General features: G+C 41.5%; 23 protein-coding genes. All 23 read left to right on the top strand.

All coding sequences use genetic code 11. The features are described 5' to 3' along the window. Positions 1-469 precede the first annotated feature (469 nt). Positions 470-838: a hypothetical protein gene (locus CHH67_RS24775; RefSeq protein WP_095268038.1), complete on the top strand. Its 369-nt coding sequence runs from the start codon at positions 470-472 to the stop codon at positions 836-838. A gap of 3 nt (positions 839-841) precedes the next feature. Beyond that, positions 842-2167 carry an FtsZ/tubulin family protein gene (locus tag CHH67_RS24770; RefSeq protein WP_095268037.1) on the top strand — a complete coding sequence of 442 codons (1326 nt, stop codon included), beginning with the start codon at positions 842-844 and terminating at the stop codon, positions 2165-2167. 480 nt (positions 2168-2647) lie between these two features. Next, entirely contained in the window at positions 2648-2992 is a 345-nt protein-coding gene (locus CHH67_RS24765; protein WP_179292223.1) for a PilZ domain-containing protein, read from the top strand. Positions 2993-4331: 1339 nt separating this feature from the next. Beyond that, entirely contained in the window at positions 4332-4736 is a 405-nt protein-coding gene (locus CHH67_RS24760) for a hypothetical protein (protein ID WP_095268035.1), read from the top strand. Continuing rightward, positions 4736-7405 carry a MobP3 family relaxase gene (gene mobP3 / locus CHH67_RS24755; RefSeq protein WP_095268034.1) on the top strand — a complete coding sequence of 890 codons (2670 nt, stop codon included), beginning with the start codon at positions 4736-4738 and terminating at the stop codon, positions 7403-7405. The genes CHH67_RS24760 and mobP3 overlap by 1 nt, the downstream gene beginning before the upstream one ends. A gap of 258 nt (positions 7406-7663) precedes the next feature. Further along, positions 7664-7960: a hypothetical protein gene (locus CHH67_RS24750; RefSeq protein WP_144029321.1), complete on the top strand. Its 297-nt coding sequence runs from the start codon at positions 7664-7666 to the stop codon at positions 7958-7960. Next, positions 7938-9827, top strand: a complete 1890-nt coding sequence (locus CHH67_RS24745; RefSeq protein WP_095268032.1) for a VirD4-like conjugal transfer protein, CD1115 family — start codon at positions 7938-7940, stop codon at positions 9825-9827. The genes CHH67_RS24750 and CHH67_RS24745 overlap by 23 nt, the downstream gene beginning before the upstream one ends. Positions 9828-9879: 52 nt before the next feature. Next, a complete protein-coding gene (locus CHH67_RS24740) occupies positions 9880-10242 on the top strand; it encodes a hypothetical protein (protein WP_095268031.1) in 363 nt (120 codons plus the stop codon). Between the two features lie 13 nt (positions 10243-10255). Further along, on the top strand, positions 10256-11149 hold the full coding sequence (locus CHH67_RS24735) for a conjugal transfer protein TrbL family protein (protein WP_095268030.1): 894 nt from the start codon (positions 10256-10258) through the stop codon (positions 11147-11149). Positions 11150-11156: 7 nt separating this feature from the next. Beyond that, positions 11157-11462: a PrgI family protein gene (locus CHH67_RS24730; RefSeq protein ID WP_095268029.1), complete on the top strand. Its 306-nt coding sequence runs from the start codon at positions 11157-11159 to the stop codon at positions 11460-11462. A gap of 29 nt (positions 11463-11491) precedes the next feature. Continuing rightward, positions 11492-12169 carry a TraC-like domain-containing protein gene (locus tag CHH67_RS24725; protein WP_095268028.1) on the top strand — a complete coding sequence of 226 codons (678 nt, stop codon included), beginning with the start codon at positions 11492-11494 and terminating at the stop codon, positions 12167-12169. Continuing rightward, on the top strand, positions 12166-14007 hold the full coding sequence (locus CHH67_RS24720; protein ID WP_095268027.1) for a VirB4 family type IV secretion system protein: 1842 nt from the start codon (positions 12166-12168) through the stop codon (positions 14005-14007). The genes CHH67_RS24725 and CHH67_RS24720 overlap by 4 nt, the downstream gene beginning before the upstream one ends. Beyond that, positions 14007-14993, top strand: a complete 987-nt coding sequence (locus CHH67_RS24715) for a M23 family metallopeptidase (RefSeq protein WP_095268026.1) — start codon at positions 14007-14009, stop codon at positions 14991-14993. Before CHH67_RS24720 ends, CHH67_RS24715 begins: the two co-directional genes overlap by 1 nt. Positions 14994-15023: 30 nt before the next feature. Further along, positions 15024-16334 (top strand): hypothetical protein, encoded by a 1311-nt coding sequence (locus CHH67_RS24710; RefSeq protein WP_095268025.1) that lies wholly within the window; start codon positions 15024-15026, stop codon positions 16332-16334. A gap of 13 nt (positions 16335-16347) precedes the next feature. Then, positions 16348-17316, top strand: a complete 969-nt coding sequence (locus CHH67_RS24705) for an SAF domain-containing protein (RefSeq protein WP_095268024.1) — start codon at positions 16348-16350, stop codon at positions 17314-17316. An 11-nt stretch (positions 17317-17327) separates the two neighbouring features. Next, positions 17328-18005 (top strand): hypothetical protein, encoded by a 678-nt coding sequence (locus tag CHH67_RS24700; protein WP_095268023.1) that lies wholly within the window; start codon positions 17328-17330, stop codon positions 18003-18005. A gap of 1 nt (position 18006) precedes the next feature. Then, positions 18007-18846 (top strand): P-loop NTPase family protein, encoded by an 840-nt coding sequence (locus tag CHH67_RS24695; RefSeq protein ID WP_095268022.1) that lies wholly within the window; start codon positions 18007-18009, stop codon positions 18844-18846. Beyond that, the gene (locus CHH67_RS24690) at positions 18846-20750 is read left to right on the top strand and encodes an ATPase, T2SS/T4P/T4SS family (RefSeq protein ID WP_095268021.1); all 1905 of its coding nucleotides are present in this window, start codon (positions 18846-18848) and stop codon (positions 20748-20750) included. Before CHH67_RS24695 ends, CHH67_RS24690 begins: the two co-directional genes overlap by 1 nt. Beyond that, positions 20743-22788 (top strand): hypothetical protein, encoded by a 2046-nt coding sequence (locus CHH67_RS24685; protein WP_095268020.1) that lies wholly within the window; start codon positions 20743-20745, stop codon positions 22786-22788. The genes CHH67_RS24690 and CHH67_RS24685 overlap by 8 nt, the downstream gene beginning before the upstream one ends. A 22-nt stretch (positions 22789-22810) precedes the next feature. Beyond that, positions 22811-23269 (top strand): ABC transporter permease, encoded by a 459-nt coding sequence (locus CHH67_RS24680; protein WP_095268019.1) that lies wholly within the window; start codon positions 22811-22813, stop codon positions 23267-23269. 60 nt (positions 23270-23329) lie between these two features. Further along, positions 23330-23713, top strand: coding sequence for a hypothetical protein (locus CHH67_RS24675; RefSeq protein WP_095268018.1), 384 nt, complete (start codon positions 23330-23332; stop codon positions 23711-23713). A 12-nt stretch (positions 23714-23725) separates the two neighbouring features. Then, entirely contained in the window at positions 23726-24277 is a 552-nt protein-coding gene (locus tag CHH67_RS24670; RefSeq protein ID WP_095268017.1) for a hypothetical protein, read from the top strand. Further along, entirely contained in the window at positions 24264-25253 is a 990-nt protein-coding gene (locus CHH67_RS24665; protein ID WP_095268016.1) for a hypothetical protein, read from the top strand. The genes CHH67_RS24670 and CHH67_RS24665 overlap by 14 nt, the downstream gene beginning before the upstream one ends. Positions 25254-25316: the final 63 nt, after the last annotated feature.

Raw genomic sequence — 25316 nt, 5'->3', positions numbered from 1 at the left:
TTCTAAAGTCCGAAACCATTCGTTTGTTGTTGTATAATGCATATCAATTTCTTTTGCAAAATCATTTAACTGCCAGAAAGTTTTTTCCATCATCAATCCCTCCGTACTTTCCTCATATAATTACAGTATATAGTCTATATATAGGGCAAGTCACTAGTCTTTTAATAATGAATAGACTAGGAATACCCTGTTGACGGTAGTCTATATATATTCACTATCATATATAAAGTTTAGTATGCATATATTAACCATGAGGAGTAGAACTAGTAATAGGCTATCTGTATTTGTAATTCATCCCTTTATAATTAATAGTTTATAGTCTATCGCTATCCACTATTATATAAATACTATATTATTGGTAGATGGATAGTTTGTATTTTTATATTCTATTGAAACGAGCAGGGGGAAAATGGTATATTTAATTAGGAGACATTTTGCCTCATAATGAGTCGAAAGGAGGGGTGTAGGATTGTCTGGATACATAACAGTAGAAGAATTATGCGTAAACATTATGAAAGGCATCAACATTGATGTTTTCTACTTGATAAATGAGAATAAAGGAATATTCAAATCAGAAATAATTAGAAAGTTCCAGCAGTATGATCCCGAGGGAAATGCATCCGTTTCTAAATACCGCCACAAGGTCGATGTTGCTATAGCAACACTGATTGGGGCAGCTTTTATTGAATCAAGAGATGCAGGAAGGAAGGATCAATTCTTCCTAACCCCATACGGGGAAGAGGCCGTAAAGGTTTTAGGTGACCTTCTGGATAAAGATCCGTCAATTTTATTCGGGAGCATTATAGTAGTCAATTTAAATTCAATTATGGAGGGGTAAAGTATGGTTCTAAAAATAGATAATGTGTGGCCTCTGGAAGGGTTTGTGACTCAGTTAAATGCTGAGCCTGGTTTAAACATTGGTTTGATAGGCACTGGCCAAGGTGGAGGGAAAATGGTTGACGCGATGGCAAGTATTAGAAGCCCGAAAAATGATCAACCAATTTACCCTGCAATGGTTATAAACTCTAATCTTGGGGATATGAAAAATTTAAAAAATATTCCGGCCAAATATAAATTTCCTCTCTTGGGATACGAGAAGGGAGTAGGAAAGGATCCGGAAACAGGTAGACAGGCATTTCTAGAAAACGGCGAACGGATTTTCGATGCTATTGCAGAGCTAATGCAAGATGTGGATGTTGTTGTGGTTGCTGCCTCGATGGGGGGAGGGACCGGAACAGGTTCCATAAATGAGCTTACTGATGCTATAAGTCGTTTCCTCGGTAAACCTGTTATAGCGATAACATCATTACCGAGACCAAACGAGGTTGAAAGCCTAAATGCATATAATGCATTGGCTGAACTCGTGCCTAAACTAAATCATATTGAAACAGATGATAATGGGCGTAGTTTCAGGCTGTTAGAGTCTCTTATAATGCTGGATAATGAAAAGATTATCCAAGACCATATTCAGGAGCCGGAAGTTCCAGGTATTTCATGGGACTACTATAGTAACTACAAACTAGCAAGTACATTACATGAGTGGAGTGTTCTTACAAGTTTAGGTAGTGACTATACTGTAGACGCCGCGGATTTATACAATCATATTTTGTTTGGCGGGGGTGTAATTACTTTCGCTAAGAAAAGAATAAATCTTGATGAAGTCACAAATAAAGACGACTTGATTCAGGAAATTATAAGCACCTACCGTGGTAAAAATGTTTTGGCTAATGGATTCGATTACGTAAATGATATGCGCAGTATGGCGCTCGTAGTGGTAATCCCGAGAGAAAGAGAACATGAATTAAATCATGATACTCTCGAAATCATCCGGACTGAAATCAAGAATGAGCTGCCTCAAATTAACTTTTACCCAGGCTTGGCTACACACGGTAGTAAGAGACATGCGATAGTATACACTATTGCTAATATGGCAGGGCTACCGGAAAGAGCTAAGAATTTAAGGGAAGAGGCAGAAGCTTTACAAAGAGAACGTGAAGAGAGAGAAAACCGCAGCTCCGGATTTAACTTAGGGGAAAAGATCCAAACTTCAAATCGAGTTGGCGGCAAGAGGGGAGCTGCTGGAATCAATCCGTATAAAATGCAAGTAGCTGCTTCTTCTGAAGAAACGAAAGAGCCCAACAAAATAATCAACCCGTTTAAAAAATAAGAGTATTCGGATTTTATGGTTGAAAGGTGGTAATTTAATTGGAAAAAGGAGAGATGAAACAACTTTTGCATGAAGTTATTCAAGAAAGAGAAGAAGAGAGTGCGAAAAAAATAAATATGAATTTTATCGGTTCCTTATAGTTTTGTGTCCCATTCTTTTTGTTTTCGGGTTAATGCTGTATATTTTGGCCGTAAGTCATGTTCAAATGAGTCCCCAGTATATGAATAACATTCTTTTACATCGATTATCTTATTTTGGTTCCATATTGCTTATGTTTATAAGCCTACTTGGTGTGATATTAGCATTTTGGATGAAACCGAAAAATTGGAAACCTCAATCTAGTGATTCAACCAGAAAATCCGAATAGCCCAAAATAATAAGTGTTGGCTTGAACTCAGGTCCATCAAACACCGCTATCTACAACTTGAGTGGATAGTGGTGTTTTCTACGTAAATGGTGAAGAGAGGAGAATATCTTAACATGGGTAACAATATTAAAGATAGCGAGCATCAAAGAGAATTTCTACGTGTGCCATACGGTACGGTTGTATCTATTTCGAAGGATGATCAAGAGTATAGAGATTATCCTATTGAAGATTTGAGTGGGGGGGGCGTTAGTTTTTTTGCACCAGAATCGATGTTTAAAGAAAAAGATAGGATAAGAGGTATACTTTACATTGAGCAAAAGCCTGTTACATTCTTCGCGAAAATAGTTAGAGCTGCAGAACATGGACACTTTGCAGCTGAGTATGTGCTGATCAAAGAAAGTGACCGGAGCAAAATCATCCAGGCAGTGTTGAAAGAACAGCTCAAATATAAAAAATGAGGGCTCTACGGATTTTACTGTAATTGCCGATGTTTAGCCGTGGAAGTCTCAACTACGGCCAAAATCGCGAGGAACTTATAATGATCTTAAACCCACCAGCTACAGTCGTGCCGCAGGTGGCAGGTGTGATTATATGACAAATGAATTAGATTAGCAAATTTGAAGGATCTGAATCGCTCATCAAGGGTGAAGACGTTCGTGGACAACCGGAACATCAGTTGAATGGCACGAGATCAACGACTACGAATATGACCATCGACACGTGCGGATCAGAATCAGACGTCCTGGCCAACTACGCTTCGCCGGCCGCTAGACAGCTTGGTGTAGCTATTTCTAGGTTAGTGAATGCCAAGGTGGAGTCTTTCTCCACCTTTTTAGTTTCGCAGTCGCCATCCCTCGTTCGTGTCTAGTTCCCTCTGTTTGCCCCATTTTTTTAGAGACAAGTTGCGTCTAACTGTCTCCTACTGAGGCAATTTGACGCAATTGGAAAATCCCTTTAATATCAGTGTTTTCTTTCATGAATAACTCTTATCAGACTCTATTCGTCTCTATCAGACTCTATTTGTCTCAACTTGCCTCTTTATGAGTCGTAATGTATATAATTATACCTCCTTATTACAGCAATAACCGAACCAATTTCAGTAACTATTTTGCATTGCTTAAAAGAATGATTTTTGGATCCCAGCTCGTACAGCCGGGAAGTCGAAGCGACTCACCGGCTCTAAGCAGCAAGCTGCCAAGAGCCGGTAGATTCCATTCGACTTCTGATCCTCCGTTTGCGTTCCGATGTCTTTCAAAACCGAACTCTGATGACTGCAAGAATATACTTTCTCAGATCTAAGGTTTCCGATTAAGGATCTGGTCTAATTATCAAAGTAAAGCTCAAGCGCATGGACCCGATCGTTCAGGGATGTCCAGCATACCCATCGAACGAACAGTCGTAAGCTTTCCAACTCCTGGTGCGAGGAGGGCACGTCTTTTTCGAGAAGTGGGGAAGAAATGGCTAAAAGAAGGCTTCAATCACAAGCTGCAATTCCGTATCGAGAGTGGAAGGAAGCAGAATAGCAAGAAACCGAGAGCAAAAAGCACCGCAAGGGGCTGGTTGCTTAGAGGCCATTACAAACCCGAATCGAAGATGGATATCGGAGATGGTTTGTAATGCAGGATAAGGCGCGTGGACGCGCAAGACCACATATACCCGGCAAAGCCGGGTAATATAATATTTATATATACCACAAAGTGGTACACAATAGATCAAGTTCTTCATAAAAATGACCACAAATGCTATAATTCATTGGTAATATAATGTTCTTTCAACCACAGAAGGAGTAGATACAGTATGCCAAGGAAAAACGAATACGGATTAGGTGAGTCTTATAAAATCCGATTTGAAAAGGATCAAGAAGCTCAGATTCATTCAATTATGGCCCTGACTGGCGAAGCAAAAGCAGATGTCGTTAGAAGGCTATTATCCAAAGGAATTGAGATGGAAATGACTGAGAATGCTTTAGGCTATGTATTACCCCAAGTCAGAAGAGCAGTATCTGAGTCGCTAAAGCCTTTCGAGAATCGAGCTGCTGCATTGATGGCCAAATCAACCATATCTAGTGCTACGACAATGTATACATTGCTTGAATATCTGGGACAAACCGGGAAAGTAGAAGTAAAGGATGTTCACAAGCAAGCACGTAAAAAAGCTGTTGCATACACAAGAACACCGGTTGATTTAGGTGAGGATCAATAATGGCTGCTTACACAAGTTTTGCTGAGGAACATGCTCGATTTTCATCGCCTGTAATTTTTAAAATGAGATTTTACACGCCAGATAAAGACAGTAACATAACGCAATCAAAGAATGCTGCACATATTGGTTACATAGGGACTAGACCTGGTACAGACTTGGGAGAGACTGAGAGCTACAAGGAGGGACTTGATTGGGATAAAGAGTTGGAAAGAGAAATTTCGCATTCAGCAGACCCAGGAACTGCAGCTGGGCATGTCAAGTATGCAGATGAACGTCCCGGATCTCATGGCCTATTCTCTTTTTCCGATGAAAAACCTGATTTAAAAGAGATTCAAAATGAATTGCTTGAGCACCGCGGGATTGTCTGGAGAATGGTTCTCAGTTTGAAGGAAGAGGATGCACAGCGTTTGGGTTATTTAGATCGCTCGAAATGGGAAGATACCATCAGAGCTGCTATTCCAGATGCTGCTGCCAAAATGCGAATAAAAGAAACCAACCTAAAGTGGGTTGGTGCTTTTCACCAGGAAAAAGGACATCCCCATGTTCATATCGTAATGTGGGAAAAGAATCCCGTTATTCGTCGTGGTGTGGTTCATGAAAAGCTGCTTGAAGATATAAAAAGAACATTCTGCAGAGAAATGTTTGCTGAAGAGAGAATGTTGCTTAATCAGGAAAAAACATCAATGAGAGAGCTAATGAGAAACTTGAGTAAAGATGAACTAGGCGATGTCGTCCAGATAATGCGAGAAGTGCGAGAGCTGCAAAAGGATGTCAACCTTGAACTGAACAGTATAGGTATACCACAGTCATCCATTCCTCCTAAACTCTACAGCGATCGTCAAGAAGAGATTGCAACTCGGATCCAACAAATATCAGATCTTCTCCCCGATAGAGGACGCATAGCTTTTAAATTTATGCCAGATAATGTAAAAAAAGAGATTTCTGAAACATCGAGCTATATATTAAACAGCCCTTCCTTTCATGAAGCTATGTCTCGTTACAATTCGGCTGTTGAAAAGATGGTTAGGCAGTATTCAACAAAAGAAGAAGATATTCAGAAAGCCAAAGCAAATGCGTATCAGGATCTTGAGAATCGTGTATCACAGATCGTACTTCAAGCTGCCGTTGAATCGAAAAAGAATGTTTACCTACATGTTGTGCCAGAAAGAGCAAGAGAGGTTATCGAACACTTTAGTAATGCTATGGGAAGACCAAATGATAATTTCGCAGAAAGAGTCATCGCTAATTCCTTTAGATCTCTACGCGATTTAGGTATAAATCTCGATAAGCAAATGCACATTCTCTCGAAATGGTCAGAGAAAGCAGATCTGCAACTACCTATCCAACAATTACGGACAATCGTTTACGAAGTCAATCATGAACCGCCTTCATATCGTCATGATAAAGAAGCCACGATAGCAGCAAGAGTATTGCTTCAATCCGGAACTATGACTAAAAAAGATCTCATGGACTTCTTAAATCATCAAAATTACTCTCGTGAGGAGTCCGCCAAAATTATAAGGCAGGCAGAAAAAGGAATAGCAGAGTCACCGTACCTGGTCATCTCTGAAGAACAGTGGAAAAATTTAACGAGAACCTTGGGTGTAAAGGCAGATTACCCTTGGGAACAAAAAACAGAACAGATCGCAATTCAAGACATGAAGAATAAAGTTATTTCCACATTTCGTAATGCCGTACACGATGGTCAAAACGCTGGATACACTGCTTTCTGCATGACAGTGGCACTGAAACAACTTCAAGTAGAACCTGCGTTCATAAGGGATGTAATGCACGATTTTGCTAATCGGAATGGAATCGCAGGTATTGAGAGAATATTGAACAAAGTAGAACAAGCGGAGACTAGTTTTCTAAGGAAAGACACCTGGGTGCAAATCAACGAAAAACTTCAAACCAATTTAGAATATCCCTGGGTGAATCAGAGGGTAATGAAACTCGATGAAGAAAAGCTCTCAAGAGCAATTAAAGTCTTTATTGAATCGACACCTGCAGTCAGCTCAGTTGAAGAGATGAACGTGGTCGCAAATCAATATGCTGCTGTTCTAAGGAATACCAAGGATTCAGAAAAGAGCGTAAAGCAAGCAGTAATCGAGTTATTTAGTAGATCGAAGGAGCTTCCAAAGGAATATTTGAATCATTTGGAAATCAATGAAAAGCGAACGGGTGATCTTGCTTCGCTATCAAAATTAACCGGCGATCAAGACTATGTGAATAAGACCATATCTGATTTTACAAAAGTTTTGTTAGCAGCTGGATTGCCCTTGCATGATGTTCAAAATATGATCCTAGATTGGAACGAACGATCGGGGTTGAACAAGGATCCAAAATATATCGAAAAATTAACGCAGAGCGTGGAAAAGCAATTTAAAGAGCAAGCTACTTGGGGGAGGCCGCCGGTACTAAACAAAACGGAATTTAGGAATTTGAATGACACCTTGCATACGAATGCTCCCTATATGTGGGCCAGCGACAAAGAAATCAGAGGCAGATCTCAGTATAAGGAGCCTTCTTTAAATATCGCTAACAAACTATGGAAATCTTTTTGGAATAGTTTAGAAGAAGAGCGTTTGCGCAATCACGCAAGTGGGGAATTGTTGAAACGTCAAAATCAGAAACGTATGGAAAGAATAGCAGAACGAGAGAGAGACTAATAAAAACGTACTAAAACTTGTCTGAAAAAGTGATTTCAAAGCCCTTTATCTTTATATCCCTGACTGTCATTATGCTTGTATGCAAAAATAATGACAAAAATGATGGGAATATAGGTAGGGGCTTTTTTAAATATAGTTATAACGAACTATTGTCGTGCTAAGTCTAAAGACCTTATTTTATTCAAAGGAGGTGATTCTATTGGATTATAAAAAGAATGAATACGGAGGGACGAAAGTCACTGAAAGAGAGGTCGTAACGTGGGAGTACCGGTATCGGGAAGATTGAAACTGTCACCCTCTGCCAAGAAGCTATTCTTAAATTCAAAACAAGTGCGTGGTGGCCAAACCCGTTTTCTGGAGAATGCCATTGAATATTTTTGCAGTGGACCGCTTATGGTCGAGCAAAAATTAGAGCGCATAGAGTTTCTTGTTCTCCGGCTCGCGAGAGAACAGGGCGTTGAACTTAATGTCCTTCCCAAGGAAGACGAAGAGGCGCTTCAGCACGTAAGGCGGAAGCTTTTCAGAGGAACTTATGAAAAAGAAAACCAATGTTAAATGGATTTCATTATGCATAATCTTGTTGATTGATATTCTTTTTCTTCCATCTTTGATTCGTCTTCCAAATTACGTCCGTGAATATAAAATCGATGGTCTGAGTGTCTGGATCGACGAATTTAATCTCTTCCATGCGATTCGAGAGGTTATCCATAGCCAGGGTTTACTGTTCGGATGGTTATTTATGCAATTCTTTGTCCTGGTTCTTATTCTTCTGATTTTTTGGACCGATGGACCAAAAGTCAGAAATCGAATCATTGATGGCGTTGGCGGACCAGAAGCAGCCGGAACCGGGCAGTTTGGTACTAGCCGATGGATGACGGAAAAAGAAGTGAAACAATCTACAACGATATGGAAAATGAAGGAATTTGTACTTGCAGGAGGTATTGTACTCGGAGCTGTTCTTGCTGGACGAAACCCCTTTGCTTATGTTGATGCATCTGATAGTAATACGATCATCGTGGGTGCTACCCGGTCGGGGAAGAGTCGGAGAGTCATTCTTCCAACGATCTATATGTTGGCGCATGCTGGTGAATCCATGGTCATCACGGATCCCAAAGGTGAGCTGTTTGATCGTACCTCCGGTTTTCTGAAAGAAAAAGGCTATAAAATTAGTTGTCTTGATTTTCGGAAACCTGGATACGGTAATAGAACCAATTATATGGAACCCGTTTTGGAGGCACTTCGAAAAGGGGATATCGCTTTAGCTACAAAATATGCTTGGTCTATTGCTCACATGTTCGTCTATCAGAAACCAGGGGCAAATAAAGGCGAGGACATTTGGCGAGACGGACCTGAATCTGTAATCGCAGCGCTCATATTGGCCGTTGCGATGGAGGCCCCAAAAGAAGAACAGAAGCATATGTACTCTGTCTATAAAATGCTGGTAGAACTTGGGCGTGTGAAAAAGGTGATCCTTGGAGGGAAGATCATTGAATATGTACCACTCAATGAATATTTTGAATCCTTGCCAGTGGATCATCCTGCTAGAGACGCATATGCGACAGCATTCCTCGCACCAGAACGAACCCGTGGAAGTTTTTTCTCATCAGCATCTGCATTATTACGACTCTTTGCAGATCCCAATATCGCTTATCTTACATCCAAACAGGATCACGATTTAACTGATGTTGGAAAAGAAAAAACAGCAGTATATCTCATCATCCCAGATGAAGACACCACGAGGCATCCTTATGCAGCGTTGTATGTGAATCAAACTTATGATGCTCTTGTTGAATATGCAAATCAAAGCGGAGGGAGACTTCCTGTTCGTGTAAACATGTTGCTTGATGAATTCGGTAACATGCCACCATTTCCTGACTTTGATACAAAGCTTACTGTATCTTTGGGACGCGGAGTACGTTGGAATATGGTCATTCAAGCATATGGGCAATTAGTCGAAAAATATGGAGCCAATATTACAGAGACCATTAAATCGAATGCTCAGAATACCGTTTATTTAAAAACGAACGAGCTGAAAACAGCAGAAGAGCTCAGTAAAAAAACCGGTTCCTACACTGTTGCTACGGAGGGAAGTTCTTATAACGTTGGCAAAAGTTCAACCAGCCGCGGAGCGTCCACCAATGTTGCAAAAAGGTTTCTCCTAGAACCAGATGAAATCATGAGATGGCCAACGGACTATTCTTTGGTACTGCGCGGTGGGATGCTTCCTGCTAAATTACCATTGCCGGATCTCAGTTTGTGGCCGGCGGATGAAGAATTTGTTTCGTCATCAGGAGAAATAGAAAGAAAAATTGAAAAAGTAGAATTCTTTGTTCCCGGTGTGGATCACGAACCTGTAGAAGGAAGCGAAGACTATGACGACGACAAGGAATTCGAGCCGGGTTCATTTATGGATGTCGATTAGGATCAACTACTATTGATCATATCTGTCACTAAAAGGAGGGTTGGAGTTTCAAATGAAATCTATGAAAAAACTTTCTAATCGGGTGTTCAAAATAACCGTAACTGCCGCACTACTTTCGTTATTCTTGATTACTCCTGCGTTTGCAGCTGGACCGGGAGATCCAAAGTTGGTATCGGGTTCTGTTGAGTTAGCAAAGAAAATTTTTCTTTGGATGTTTGCCATTATTCCGATAACTGGCGGTTTGATGTTCGGGTACCATTCTTGGATAAAGTCCATGAATCCCGGAGACGGTGGGGTTGCTGCTGAACGAGACAAAAAAATGAGAAACGCGATTATCTATTCAGCCATTGCTATGGGAGCCAACGGACTTGTGACGTATGCCCTTTACTTTTTAGCGCCAAGCTCCGCTGGTTAAGAGGTGAGTTAACTTGTTCTCACCAAAATATTTATGGAATCCCATTGGTGATTTAGTTGAAGATACGATTGAAAAATGGTTTCTCGGCATGGCCGAAAAGGCCGTCAATACATTCACTGAATTCTTGAACGAGATTAACGGAGTAGCTGTGCAGGTCCTGGATTTTCCCATTGTGGTCAGTGCAATTGCATACGCTCAGATGGTCGCCATAGCAATCATTGCAACCAAATATGCTTTTGAAATCTGGTATAACAAAGTGTTGCATGATAACGGGGACTCCGATGCCGATCTTTCAAGTGTAATATTTAGACTTTTCGAATCTGTAGCCATGGTGTTCGCAGTGCCATGGATCGTTCGGCAAGTGTATATGTGGGGAACCGAGCTTGCCCAACTCGTTGTTGCGCTTCCTGGCTCAAGTCCACTTGAGATGTGGAGTCCAGTCAATGAAGCTCTTAACCATGGAATGGTAAGTTCCTCCTTTCCGATAGGGATTGCAATTGCTATCTTGTTTGCTCTCGTGATGTTATTGGTTGTCCTGGTTCAAAACTTTATACGAGCTGGCGAACTAACCGTTGCTGCAATCGTCGGCGCCTTTATGGCGACTGGATTAACCAATCCAAATTCTCAGGCATTCCAAACCTGGTGGAAAGAGGTTATTAACTTATCTGTCGCACAGGCCGTTCAGATGTTGCTCATTAAACTAAGCTTTGTTTCATTGCTGGCGTTTAATGCAACTGCATGGGTAAATGTACTTCTATTCTGTGGGTTCGTGTGGGTTACATACAAATCACCATCGATTATGAAACAGTACCTACACTCGACCGGATTCGGTAAAGCAGCTGCCGGCGTAGGACAGCAAGCTGGATCGCTCGTTTTGATGAGAAAGCTGATGACGAAGGGAGTGTAAATCAACGATGGAATATTACATTCCAAAGAATGTTAAAGCTCGTTTCGAGGTGGTCCCAGGGTTTGGGATTAAGGAATTGGGGATTGTTCTGTCATGTGCAGTAATTGGTCTGATCGTGGCAGCTGGTATCTTTTCAGTGTCTAAGTCGGCTCTTTCCTTCCTTTTGGTACTTGTCTTCGGAGGCATCGGGTTTGTATTATCCAAACCCGATCCAAGGACAGGAAGAAGTCCATTAAGTCTTTATAAAGATGTACGGGCATATAAGTCAAAACCAAAACGTTACTACTACCGGTTTGGTGACGGTCGGGAATAATTTCTCTCATTTTGTAAGGGGTGTGCATTTTGCGTAAAAAGAATGCCAACGTGGGACCGGGAAAATCAAACCCGGCCCCGGCCCCGGTGAAATCACCGGCGCCAAAAGAACCTTCAACCCAAGAATGGATACCAATAAAAGACATAAACAATCAACTCATCTACCGTAAAGATTCTTATATCGTTGCAGCTATACGGGTTCAACCCTACAATATCTCGCTACTAAGCGAAAATGAGAAAGTCAACAAAATTAAGCAACTGGAAGAAGCCTTCAGCGTGATCAATTACAAAAACCAAATTCTTTCGATTGCTAAACCCGTGGACTTGGATAATTACATTCTTGGACTGGAAGTCAAGAAAAAGAATGCAGAGTCCGCACTAATCGCACGGTTACTTACTGGTTATATTCAGCAAGCTGCGCACAAAGCAACAAGTGGTGAGGCGCTAGAACGACATTTCTACATACTCATTGACCAGCAGCTATCGAAGAAACCACAAGTGGATGAACAGGCGCTTATTCAAACCGCGACAGAATTAGCAAACAATCTATCAAGGGCCAATTTGATCAGCCATGTTTGCAATGATTTTGAACTACGAGAATTGCAATTCATCTTTAGTAGTCCAAACCAAGCAGCATATGAACGGGCGCCTCTTGATAATACAAGTCTGCCACCGATCTTTATGTCATCTTCGGAGGATATAGCATGAACATAGCTATAAAAGGGAAAAAACGTAACCATAAGGAGAACGCTCGACTGACGGGGCTTTTGGATATTATTAGTCCGACAGCATTAGAGTTTCAAAGCAAAACTATAGTGAACGGCGAGTTATATCAAAGGGTTCTCGTCATTATTGATTATCCGGAGCGAGTAAGAGGAGCATGGCTCTCCAGGATCGCTACTCTTCCAGGAGTCGTTGTTAGCATCCATTCAACGCCTACAGAATCAGATGAGTTGTTGCAAGATATTAACGTTGCAGCCGGTGAGTTGGAAAGTAAGTTGATTACCGGTGGTAACAAACTTCTTGTAAAACGGACGGAACGACAACTTGAAGCTGCAGAACGATTGATTTCAAAAATCGATAATGAATCACAAGCTGTTTTTATGGTCACGGTAACGATATTAATTCATGCAGATGACCTAGATGAATTACAGCGGCGTACTCGTAGGGTCGAGGCATCGTTAAAATCTTCTGGTATGCGTGGTAGGATTCCAATGTTTCGCCAGGAAGAGGCGTTTAAGACAGTCGGGCCATACGGCATTCTAGCTCCTGAGATCGCAGAGATTGGTGCACGGAATATGCCGGTCGAAACACTCGCTTCCATGTATCCGTTTGTTTATTCAGGAATCAATGATGGCACCGGAAACCTTCTGGGATCCGATAAATCTGGGGGAATAGTTCTCGTGGATTTTTGGGTCAGAGAAGGCAGCCGTACCAACTCGAATATCACCGTTATCGGTCGTCCAGGAGTAGGTAAATCCACCGTTGTTAAAAAGATTCTTTTAAAAGAATCCGTAGACGGAACAAAAGTTTTAATCATTGACCCAGAACGAGAATATAAAGATCTTTGTGAAAACTTAAACGGTGACTGGATTGACTGCGGAGGAGGGCTAAAGGGAAGGATCAATCCATTACAGGTTAGATCTGTCCCACTAGATGAAGAGGAGGAATCAGATCCTCTTTATTCCCAAGAGGATATCAACCGGGGAGCACTCGGGCTTCATTTTCAGTTCTTGCGTACTTTTTTCCGCCTTTATATCAAAGAATTAACCAAGATCCAACAAGGGTTGTTAGAAATCGCACTAGAAGAGGTTTACAAAAAATACGGTATCACTTGGGATACTGACCCTCAAACCATACCAAATGAAAACTGGCCGACAGTTATCGATCTTCAAGCTTATTGTGAGGAACAATCAGAGAACGCAATAAAACATGTGGATGCATGGTCTGAACTTGCGCTTCTCCTTCGGCCGGCTGCCAAAGGCGCAGACAAAGCATTATGGGCTGGGCACACCACAATTGATCCTAAATCGAATTTTATTTGTTTGGACATTAACCAACTTCTGGATGCAGATGATGAGATTCGAAAAGCCCAGTATTTCAATATTTTATCTTGGTCATGGGACCAAATATCCAGAGATCGTACTGAAAAAGTAATTCTTGCGAGTGATGAAACCTATTTGCTTGTCGATCCTGATACACCGCAACCGTTACAGTTTCTCCGGAATACCTCCAAAAGGATCCGTAAGTATGAGGGATCACTTATGGTTATTACCCATAACATGGTTGATTTTATGGATAATGCGGTTCGGAGATATGGCCAAGCTTTGCTTGATAATCCCGTTTACAAAATCATCATGGGACAAGGGGAAAACGATATTGATGCCCTTAAACGGTTAATGAACTTATCTGAAATCGAAGTTCAAACATTACTTGCAGGAAACCGCGGTGAAGCCCTGTTAGTAGCTGGAAACCGAAGGATCCATGCATCCATTGAAGTGGCTCCTTTTGAACTGGAGATGTTCGGTAAAGCCGGAGGCCGCTAATGTTCAAGTTAAAACTGATCGTATCTTTGGTGGCCAATCCAGAAAGGTTCATGAAAATTGTAATTGCCACCCTACTAGTTCTGACACTGTTCATCTTACTTTTCATAGCCTTGCCAGCCGCCATGTGGAAACATATTCCCTTAGCGAAATCACAACAAGAGTATGACTACTACATTGACGCTGCCAGACAAATGCACGAGGAGACCGGTGTTTATGTGAATTGGCAAATGATCATGGCTATAGATGCTGTTATTTTTGATCATAATTTCAGGAAATCTAGTCAGGAGCATGCCTATAGCTACAAGCCTTACTTTATCCGAGAAGAAATCATTACAGTTACCCAAACATGTACGGACGAGGAAGGCGAAGAATACGACTGTTCTTATACCAAAACCGAGTATTACCCGCGAGATTATAACGAGACTTTAGAAATGCTCGTGAGCGACGGGAAACTTGATTTTCAGCAAATCCCATTGGTGCTCGACAAAGTGGAATATGTTTTTGAAGTTACCGATGGAAAGATTCGCTTTATAGGAGGGGCAGATGGAGTCGATGAGCCTGGTGGGGGAGACGTTGAAATCAAACCTGTCGCTGGCAGGATGGCCTGGCCGACAGATGACAATATCACGCGAATTACCTCGCCTTTTGGTTGGCGAATCCATCCGATCACAGGTGTTCGGAAATTGCATAAAGGCATGGATATTGGCACCCCAATGAAAAGTAACGTATATGCGGCTCTTGATGGGAAAATCATTCGAGCTGGTTGGGATAGTGGTGGAGGCGGCAATATCATCAGCATCCAACACGATAATGGAATCGTGACACGATATATGCATCTCGACAGCTTTGTTGTTAGATCCGGATCCGTCAAAGCAGGCCAATTAATCGCAAAATCAGGAAATACAGGAGGCAGCACCGGTCCCCATCTCCATTTTCAAGTCGAGGTTAATGGTGAGCCAGTCGATCCTATGAATTTCTTTCGATAGATATCAAGTTAAAGAAGGGAGGGTGAAAAGGTGTACGGCATCATAGTAAGTCCTGATAATCTCGCTGCTGTGAAGGAGGCGATAAGTCAGTCCGATATCTGGTACGAAAAAAGTGGGGTTTTTGATACAGATACGTTTGTTCAATATTGCCGGGCCGCAGCCCAGGTAAGTTTGAAAGTATTGATTGTAGATGCTGAAAGTAGCGATGATGCATCTCTAATAAAAGGTATTCGGCAATTTCGGTTACAGCGCGGCTCCACAAGAGTTCTACTCCTTGCACCAGGAAGGCAACCCGGTGATCCAACCATAAGCACACTTTTGAAGTTTCAAGTATTTGACGTCGTTGCTCCATCCCTCAACGAAAGTGATCCGGAAGATGAGGATGGGCTGGAACAAGATGAAGAACTGAACACGAAAAATCTTGCAGAGAGCATAAGAAAACAGCTCGAACTGGAACCTGGTTATGCTAATGCCGCACGGTGGGATCTTGATGGTGATGAAAAAGCACTGGATAAACCCAAGAGCCATGAAGATCACAAATCTAAGAAACCGAATCATGAGAAAAGTTTAGGTATAGACCATTCCATTATTGAAGAACTGCAAGACATCGACATAGCACCGCCGCCGATCCGAGAGAGACAGACTCTCGTTGAAACGATTATCGGCACCGTTGTTATCGCCGTAGTTGGAGTCGAGGCAGCCGTTGGGACGACCCATACAACGTTACTGATCACAAATTTCATTTCGAGAAAAGGTCTGAAGGTTGCCGTAGTCGAGGCTAACGAAAGCAGAGATTTCGGAAGAATTGAAGCTGCTTATGAAGGCATGATTGGCTATGAAACTTCTCATTCCATGTTCAGTATCGGTGGGGTGGATTATTACAAGTATCCATACAAGTATGACATTGCCGAGCTGCTTGAACAAAAGTATGACTATATTCTTCTTGATTTAGGTGATTATCAATCCTCCCCATATCTTGAAGAGTTTTATCGGGCGCATGTTCAAGTAATAGTCGGTCACGGAAGTGAATGGAGACAGCACAAAATAATCGAGTTTTCAAACAAGCATTCACATAGGGATCAAAGTCAATGGATTTACTGTATCCCCCATGTCGAAAAAGTCGTGATCGATGATGTTCATAAAGCGATCGTGGAGGGCAAGCTTATTGCTATACCTTCTCATCCAGATCCATATCAACAACTGAAATGGACTGATGTCATTCTTGAAAATATGCTCAGGGAGTATCTCGGAAAAAAACGGAATCCCAACAAGCAAATTATCATTTATAGCATTCTACTAGCTATTATTCTCATTCTAGCAATTATGCTTCTAATCAAATGAAGGGAGTATTGAAATGTCGAAAATTCGGTTTCGTCATAAACAAATGATTATCGCAGCCTCAATAGGAGGCGCAGCAATCCTTCTTATATGCTTAACAATTGGTTTCTTCTACATTAAACACATCCAAAAAGTAAATGAAAATGAATTGTTAATAATTCAACAAGAACGTGATTATGCTCAGAGACAACTTGAAGAGGAGACCATAGCTGTTCAAGTTGTGGCCAATGATTATGAAGCCGGCAAGATTTTGAGAGAGTCCGACCTTGTAACGATCAATATCCCAAAGAGAGCAGTGCCGGATAACGTTTTAACGGCCGACGATCTTATTGGGAAGTATACAAAAATCAAGTTGAAGAAGAACACGCCCATTACAGATGCCATGGTGTACGAAGAGGAAATCACTCCACATGATCTGAGGAACCAAGAGTTTCGCCTGATCGAGCTGCCTAGCAAGCTAAAAAAAGACGAGTATGTTGATGTACGGGTTAAGTTCCCGACCGGTCAAGATTACATTGTTCTTTCTAAAAAGAAAGTAAAAGATCTGGCCAGTGGAACCATCTGGTACGAGATGAATGAAGAAGAAATTCTGCTGATGAGCAGTGCGATCGTCGATGCTTATATCAATGATGCAAGCATTTATGCACTCAGTTATGTTGATCCGCATGTACAAAACAAAGCATACGTCACATATCCAGCGAACGAAAAAGTATTGGATCTTATCGAATCCGATCCAAACATCGTTGATGTTGCAACAACCGAGCTCGAAAGAAGATACCGTCAGAAACTGGAAAGTGATCTTCAGAGCATGACGGAGAAGCAGAGACAGGATTACCGTACCGGCTTGACCGGAACGAAAAAAGAAACGAAGGACGCTGCTGAAGCTGAGGAAGCCAACACTGGCAACTCCTTGTTAGATCAGCAACCTACGGTGATACAGTCGGAAGAAGTGTTCACTGATACGAACGCATTCGGAACAGAGTAAGGGAGGAAGTTATGAAACAGATACTCTTCGTTGGCCAATATGACAAAACCGACCTACTATTCTACCTTGCAAAGGTTCTTTCGCAAAGTAAAAAAGTCCTCATTGCCGACTATTCAGGCGGAAGATATGAGTTCGCCTTTCCGAAAATTGAAATGGACTCTGATCTGCAGGAATATGACGGTTTTGATGTCCGGGAAAATTTGAAGGACTATGATTCACTGCAAGCACTCCTTCAAGAAAGTAGTTACGACATTGTTCTCATTGATCAAGAAAGAAGCGAAACATTAAAAAAATGGCCCGCAGCGGATCATTATTACCTGGTTTCTTCATACGACAATCCCACGATGATGCAAAATGTAAGACTCATTCATTCGTTCTTCGAGGATAAACCGGTAGCAGAATTATTCACGTTTCGAAAAATACTATACGAAGTTCATGATACGAATAATGAAACGTTCATCAACGATTTAATGGAGAAATACCCAATCCATTGGGAGGAATCTCTAACATACTATCCGGACGAACGGGATCTCACCCTGAAAATAAAGAATCAATTTTCAAATTCCGTTCGAATGAAAGGCTTGTCTCGACCATACAAAGACGTGATCAAAACCATTGTGTCCGACATTCTGGAGATATCACTAAAAGAAACAATAACTATGATGAAACAAATTGAAAGGAGAAATTAATATGGCTCAGGTTGCTTTTTGGGGGTTCCAACATGGTTTGGGCGTTACCAGTAACACAGCTGCCATGTCAGCCTTGATCGGGACGGAATATCAAATTCGAACACTTAGTTCACAACCTCAATGGGGGGATACATCCCTGGAACGCTCTTTCCAAAAATCGCTTAAACAAAATACGGAACTTTACGATTTATCAGGCTTTGGTATGGACGCCATCGAAAGAGCTGTTCGGGCAGGAAAGCTGCAGAACGAAACGGTCAAAAACAATTCCATATTCATTGAAAGAGACCGCCTGGATCTCCTTTTAAACAGTCGTAAAGCGAGCCGCAGCCAGTTCGAGGCCGGTGCTGAAGTATTCAAGATCGTATATGACAGAGCTAAAGCTTATTACGATGTGGTCCTGTTGGATCTTCACAGTGGCACCAATAGTGAGGTGACCAATGCGCTTATCGAAACATCAGATCTCGTGGTGGTATGTATTAATCAAAATATCCACGTCATTGAAAAGTTCTTTGGTGATAAAGAGAGCTGGCCATCGGCATTAAAGGATCGACCTCATGTATTGATGGTGGGACAATATGACCTTCATTCAAAGTATAAGCTCAAAAATATTGCAAACAAGTACGGATATAAAGCTCCGATTTTGTCCATTCCGTACAATACGAATTTCAAAGATCATTATAACGATGGTGATCTGAAGGGATTTATCACCAGAAATCGATATATCAACAAAAATCATGACAACTATATTTTTATGCAAGAGCTGCGCCGCGCAGCGGAACATATTCTGACTGAAATCGGCGTTAATACTCAGATTAAAAGTATTCAGAAAGGAGTGTCCTGATGGGGACGCAAACGTTAAATTTTCTCATTATCGTCCTCATCTTAGTGAGTCTCATTACCTACCTTGTCATCATGTTGCGCCGCAAACCGGTAGCTCCACAGAAAAAGAAAGGTATGGCGAACAAAAAGCAATTTGAAATCCAAGAAATTTTAAATTATGTGAAAAGGGCGATAAGTGAATACATTAATATGAATTTGCTCGATCTCGGGCTTTCGGAAGAAGAATACAATCGCAGAAAAGAACTAGTTGCTGAGCTTGAAACTGCCCTGAAAAACGCGAACACTGGCGACATTCAGGAGAAAATTTACTTGAAACAATACATCTATGATCTGCTTGAACGGAATTATGGTATCGACGAAGAGAATATCAATTGGATCATACCATTCGATGAAACAGAACGGCTAACGAATGAGGATAAATTTGATATTCTACTCCACATTTACAAAAAGAAGTACGGATTCAGCGGACTTGAACAATTGATTAATCAGTATCGACTTGATGAATTAAAGTATGTGATCGAGGACGGAAAGACTCCTTCATACATCATTACCAGTGATGAGATTCAGCGAATCTATAAATTAGAAATCGCGAAAAATCGTCTCGACTTTAGCGACAAACTCAGCATCGTAGTGCAGCGAGTCTATTCTCAATACAAAGGTTTTGGTGTTATTGACGAAATCCTGAACATGAAAATTGATGGAGTCTCCGGAGGGGTATCTGGCGTCCCGAATACGATGCAGTTACTGGATGACGAAGTTGATCTTATGAATTCGATGAAGAAGGCTCAGCAGCAAGGATATGACAGTGTTTGGATTTTTTATAAAGGGAAGTCCATCCATCTATCGTTCCTCAGTTTCGGATCAGAGCTTGAGTTAAAACGGATTGCCAATAACATCTACAAATACGACAATCCAAGCCAATTAACCGAGCAGAATGCCTTTAAGGTCAATGAACTAAAGGACGGATCACGGGTTGTCGTAGCGAGACCACCATTTTCAGAAAGTTGGGCCTTCTGGGTACGTAAGTTCGATCTACCGAATATGTCTTTGGAAAAACTAATCTCTGACAAGTCTGCTGAAAATGCGGAATTACCGAGGGAGATGACCAAGTATTTAATGAAAGGTGCTCGGACTACAGCTATTAGCGGGCCTCAAGGTGCCGGTAAAACTTCTTTGGCGATGGCTTCCGTACAGTACATTCCGGCGACTTATAATCTGCGGATTCAAGAACTCGCCTTCGAGTTGAACCTTCGTAAGCTTTATCCGCAGCGCAATACGATCGCATTCCGGGAAACGGACTACATTACGGGCGAACAAGGTCTCGATTTCCAGAAGAAAACGGATGGAACGGTTAATTTGCTTGGTGAGGTAGCGACCGATCCGGTGGCTGCATGGATGATCAAAATGGGACAGGTTGCGAGTTTGTTCACGATCTTTACACATCATGCTAAGACATTTAAAGATCTAATTTGGTCTCTGCGAAATGCCTTAATTAACACACAGGCAGCAACGGATCAAAAAGCAGCAGAAGAACAAGTAGCCAAGGTCATTGAATTTGATATCCATGTAGAAAGAACCTACACCGGGCACCGTTTCATTGAAAGAATTACAGAATGTGTGTATGAAGAACCTGATGATTCTGCCCTGGAATTGATAAGTTCTGGCGACAGCCTTGAATCGAAAATGGATGCGCTGATTGCCATCAAAAAAGAAGAAATCCTGCGCCAGACCGGGCGTGTCTGGAAAGCACGCAATATTGTTGAGTACCGGGACGGTCGATATGTCGCAGGGGAACCTTTGTCCAAAGAAAAGGTGCGTCAAATGATGAACAACATGTCTCCGGAAGACGCGGAAGGATTCCGTCAATTTCTCAAAAAACATTGGAGAAACGTGAGCTATGATTGATACTCAATTGCTACTCATTATATGTCTTATAGCATTAGTCGTCTCCGCGATTGCCTACATCATTGATCAGCGTAAAAGAAAAACCAAGGGGACCTCCACTGCTGCAGAAATTAATAAGAAACTGCTTGTCTTTTATCAGAAATCTTATGTGGAGTTTTCAAAACTCCCCATACTGAGCAAATTTATTCTTCGAGTGCGTTTTAGGCTAGCAACGATTAACCCGTATGATGAGCTCACCCTGCGGAGAGAAACGATGCGGATTACCATTCGGATTTTGCTGATCTCGCTTCTTCTCGTTACGGTTATGGCTATTTTTAGTCAAAGTTTCGTTGCGGTTCTCTTCACCATCATGGGGATCATTCTACTTAACACAATGCTTATCAATATTTTTGTTAAACGAGTAGAAGACCGGTTGCTCATTCAGCTTGTTAATTATCTCGAAGAAGTTAGGCATGATTACCAGGAGCTTAAACTGGTGGATCAAGCGATTTATCAAGGGGCACAGCGATCTCCACACACCATGAAATTACAAGCTGAACGAATCCATGACATTTTAACATCCAGAGATCCCAAGAAAGAACTGGAGTCGTTTTACTCGGTCGCTCCGAATAGATACCTGAAGCTATTTGCAGGCGTATCGTTTCTCGTAATGGAGTATGGCGATCGAGTAGTGAAGAAGGGGTCCATGTACCTCAATTCATTGAGCAAGCTCGTGAGAGAAATTCGAGATGATGTGCTCCGAAGAAGAAGATTGAGTTACCGATTAAGTCTGATGAGTATTTTTGCTTTAGCCCCCATCGTATTAACATTTCCAATCAAGGATTGGGCAACGACTTATTTTCCCATCATGGAAATGTTTTATGAAGGAACCATCGGCTATATCTTGCAAATAGTCATATTCTCGATATGCATAATTTTCTACCTTTTACTTCGGAAAATTGGAGAGATCGAGGAAGCTCGATATACGGCTGTGGGCGCAAGGAGAAATTGGGAGAAGCGCCTTTACGAGCTGCCGGTTGTTCAATGGATTGTGGATCGGATTGTTCCATCCAAACGAAGTAGCAAGCATTTTAGAATCACCATGTTGTTAAAAGAATCAAACTCACCACTTACGATTGAGTGGTTTTATATACAAAGAATCGTAGTGAGTTTGGCCTGCTTTATTGGGGTCGTAGCTCTAATGATTTTTCTTCACTGGAATACGAGTCACCAGGTGTTCACGAAACTTACTTCAGATACACCTCATTTGATGGGGTACATGACAGATGAAGAAAAACTCAAAGCGAAAGAACTAACCGACTTCGATAATGCAGTCATTAAAGAACTGAAGGGAGAGGGGAGAAGTTTAACCAGAGAGGCTGTACTGGAAAGAGTCATGCTCATGCCGGACATATCCCTCGATGAGATTGCACTTAACAAGACGGTTAATCGCATCATTGAAAAAATGCAAGTTCTCGAAAATCAATATTTCAAGTGGTGGGAATTACTTATAGCACTTGGTATAGGGGGAGTAGGATTCTTCATTCCACTTTGGATCACCCAATTTCAGAAGAAAATGCGAAATTTGGAAATCCAAAATGAAGTTGATCAGTTTCACGTTGTCATCTCCATCTTGAGCCAGTTCGAACGTATGAACGTTCATACGATTCTGGAATGGATGGAGAGATACAGTGTGATGTTCAGGCCGGCTTTGCGAAAAGCCATTGTCAACTTCGATAGTGGTCCGGAACAAGCCCTCAAAGAATTAAAGGAAGATGCACCGTTTATTTCATTTGTTCGTGTTGTCAATCGTCTTCAACTGGCACTCGAAAAAATTTCATTATCACAAGCATTTGATGACCTGGAAATGGAGCAGGAGTTTCATAGAGAACAAAAAATGGACCGCATGAATCAGCTCATAAACAAGAAAGTGTTTTGGGGACGAGCATGTGGCTGGACACCAGTGTTCCTATTGATTTTCCTATACTTATTATTTCCAATGATCTTTGTGGCTATTGGCCAATTGAATCAGACCATGACACAACTACTTAATTTCTGATTAAAAGGGGAGAAATTCAAAGATGGAAGAAACAACAAGTAAGGGACTTACCCTATTTGGGAGCATTCTCTTAACGATTGCCTTGATTACATTGGTTGTTATTTTGTTTTCAGTATCTCAAGCAGGCGCTAAAACCGGACAAGAAAAGATGGTTGGTATCCAACAAACCCTATCTCAGACTGAATATACAACATACGACAACTCAACTATGACTGGAAGTTCGGTACTCAATGCAGTTCGTCAATACATGAATCAAGAACAGTTTGGAGTACGAGTTATTACTGGTAAGGGCGGCATTACCACCTACGGTAATCAATTCGATGATAATGGCGAGATTATTGAGAAAGACAAGAACACTAATATTAAAGTAGCACAGGACCAATCGAATCCGAATTATATTAATCCATCTGGTCAATTTAAATCTCAAATCGTCGTTGACAAAAACAATGTTGTTCGGGGAATTATCTTCACACAATCTTAATCACAATGGAGTCCCTGTTCTCTGAGGGACTCCAATCCAAAAACATAGGGAGCAACCAGTATGAATGAGAATATACAGAATTCCATATCAATCACTGCTTCTGTTTTGATCTTCATAGCAGCTGCGACACTTGCCTTATGGTCCTTTACTACGCAGGATCAAAGTCTAAGAATTCTAGAACATTTCAAAAATCAAGAAGACCATCGACTTTATAACGTCATCGAAGCGCCTGGCGAAGAAATCTATTCCGGTGCCCAGGTCCTTTATAGCATATACAACATCAAAAATATTGATGCCGATATTCAAGTTGGACAGTACCTACTATATTCCAAATCTCTAAACATAGAAAATACCGATGTTTCTGCCATCGATCCAAATAAAGAATATGTAGTCTCATACCAAAGAAATTCAGATGGGGTATTAACCAAGATCATATTTAATTAGGGAGAATATACCATGGAACCAATATCTAAGTTGTTTGCTGTATTTTTGATTATATCTTTAATGATCATGTATCCACTCTATCAAGCAGCCGAGCGCCATGATGATCAAATGCAAACGGTGGTTCATCTTACCGTTACCGAATTCGTTGACGCTGTACGTACCAAAGGGTACATATCACCTCAAATGTACCTCGAATTTAACGAAAAGCTTGGCGCTACCGGCAATCTGTATGATGTCAAAATGGAGCATCGACATAAAAAATATAATCCGGTTTATGCGGATCCTGCTAATCCTGCAACCTTTCAAAACCGTTTTGATACATACTACGAGGGCTTTTATACCGATGATATAATGAGGGTTCTTTTTCCAGAAGCCAATATTCCAAATGATAGTGATTCCCGGAAATATAAGCTGACGGAGAGTGATTTTTTCAAAGTTTCAGTCGTGAGTAAGAACCGAACGCTGTCCACCATCCTAAAAGATTTCATTCTTGTTGGTAATAGTGGGGACACCCCACGCATTGTGATGAGATACGGGGGGATGGTTCTTAATGAAGATCATTAACATTGCCATTATGTTCGTGCTAATTTTCTTCCCATTCTTCTTTATCATGGATATTCAAACACGAGAACTTCAAGCAGCAACCCAGCTGGAAGATCAGTATGACGCAGCATTAAAAACGGCTGTGCAAGATGCAGGCTTTGTCTTGAATCAAAATGAACATCAGGAATATGAAGCCGGCTATCAGTCTACTAAGTTTTTTAGAGCGAATAAAGAGCTAGCCGTTGATACATTTTTCAAGACGCTTTATCTCAATTTTGGGGTGGAGGATGACCCAATCGGGCAAGGCGCATTAGCTGCCTATATCCCTGCCATCGTTGTTCTCGATTACGATGGCTATCATCTATATACCCTTACTGAATTTAAAAATGCAGACGGACTGACCGAGTTAAAACATATGTGGCGTCCTAAAAAGCCTTATGCTTATGTAGACTCGGAGCGAAATACATTCAACTTCACACTCGACAATTATGTAACCACTTATGTTGCTGCTCAAAGACAATGGATGGAAGGGTACCAATGGCAGCTTCAGCAAAGAACAGGAATCGAAATCTTGAATGACCCGGAGCGATTCGAAGCAGCTCGCAGAAGTTCCATCGTGAATAGTGTCCAGGAAGACCTTGCTCATTTTATCAATAAGCATAACCAGTACAGCTCACGAACCGGCATCAGCTATACATTCAAGCTTCCACTTATTCCTCAAGAGGATTGGGCCAATACAATTGATGATATAGGCATCATGGCCTTTATTCAGGGGATGCCGGTGGGAACGGGTTTCTATAATAACTATGCTTTTGGTGGAGGAAGATTGGTTAAGAAAAAGGTCTTTTACGGTGGCATAGATCCACAAACCGGAATGAAGTATTACTACCGTAATACCTGCGCTTACAACTATCAAAACGAAGAGGTCTTTAGTAGTGAGAGAGATGCTGCCGCAGCTGGGTACTTCCCAAAAGATTGCTTGAATGATTCGAGGTAGCCATGGTTGCCTTCCGGATGCTCCGGAAGCCCGCGGCCTAAATCGGAACTTGCCGCACCGGCA

Origin of the sequence: Paenibacillus campinasensis (assembly GCF_002272015.1) — a bacterium.
GTDB classification, from domain to species: Bacteria; Bacillota; Bacilli; order Paenibacillales; family Paenibacillaceae; genus Paenibacillus_AQ; species Paenibacillus_AQ campinasensis.
The sequence above is the reverse complement of the archived record's forward strand: the minus strand, read 5'-3'. Positions and strand labels throughout refer to the sequence as shown.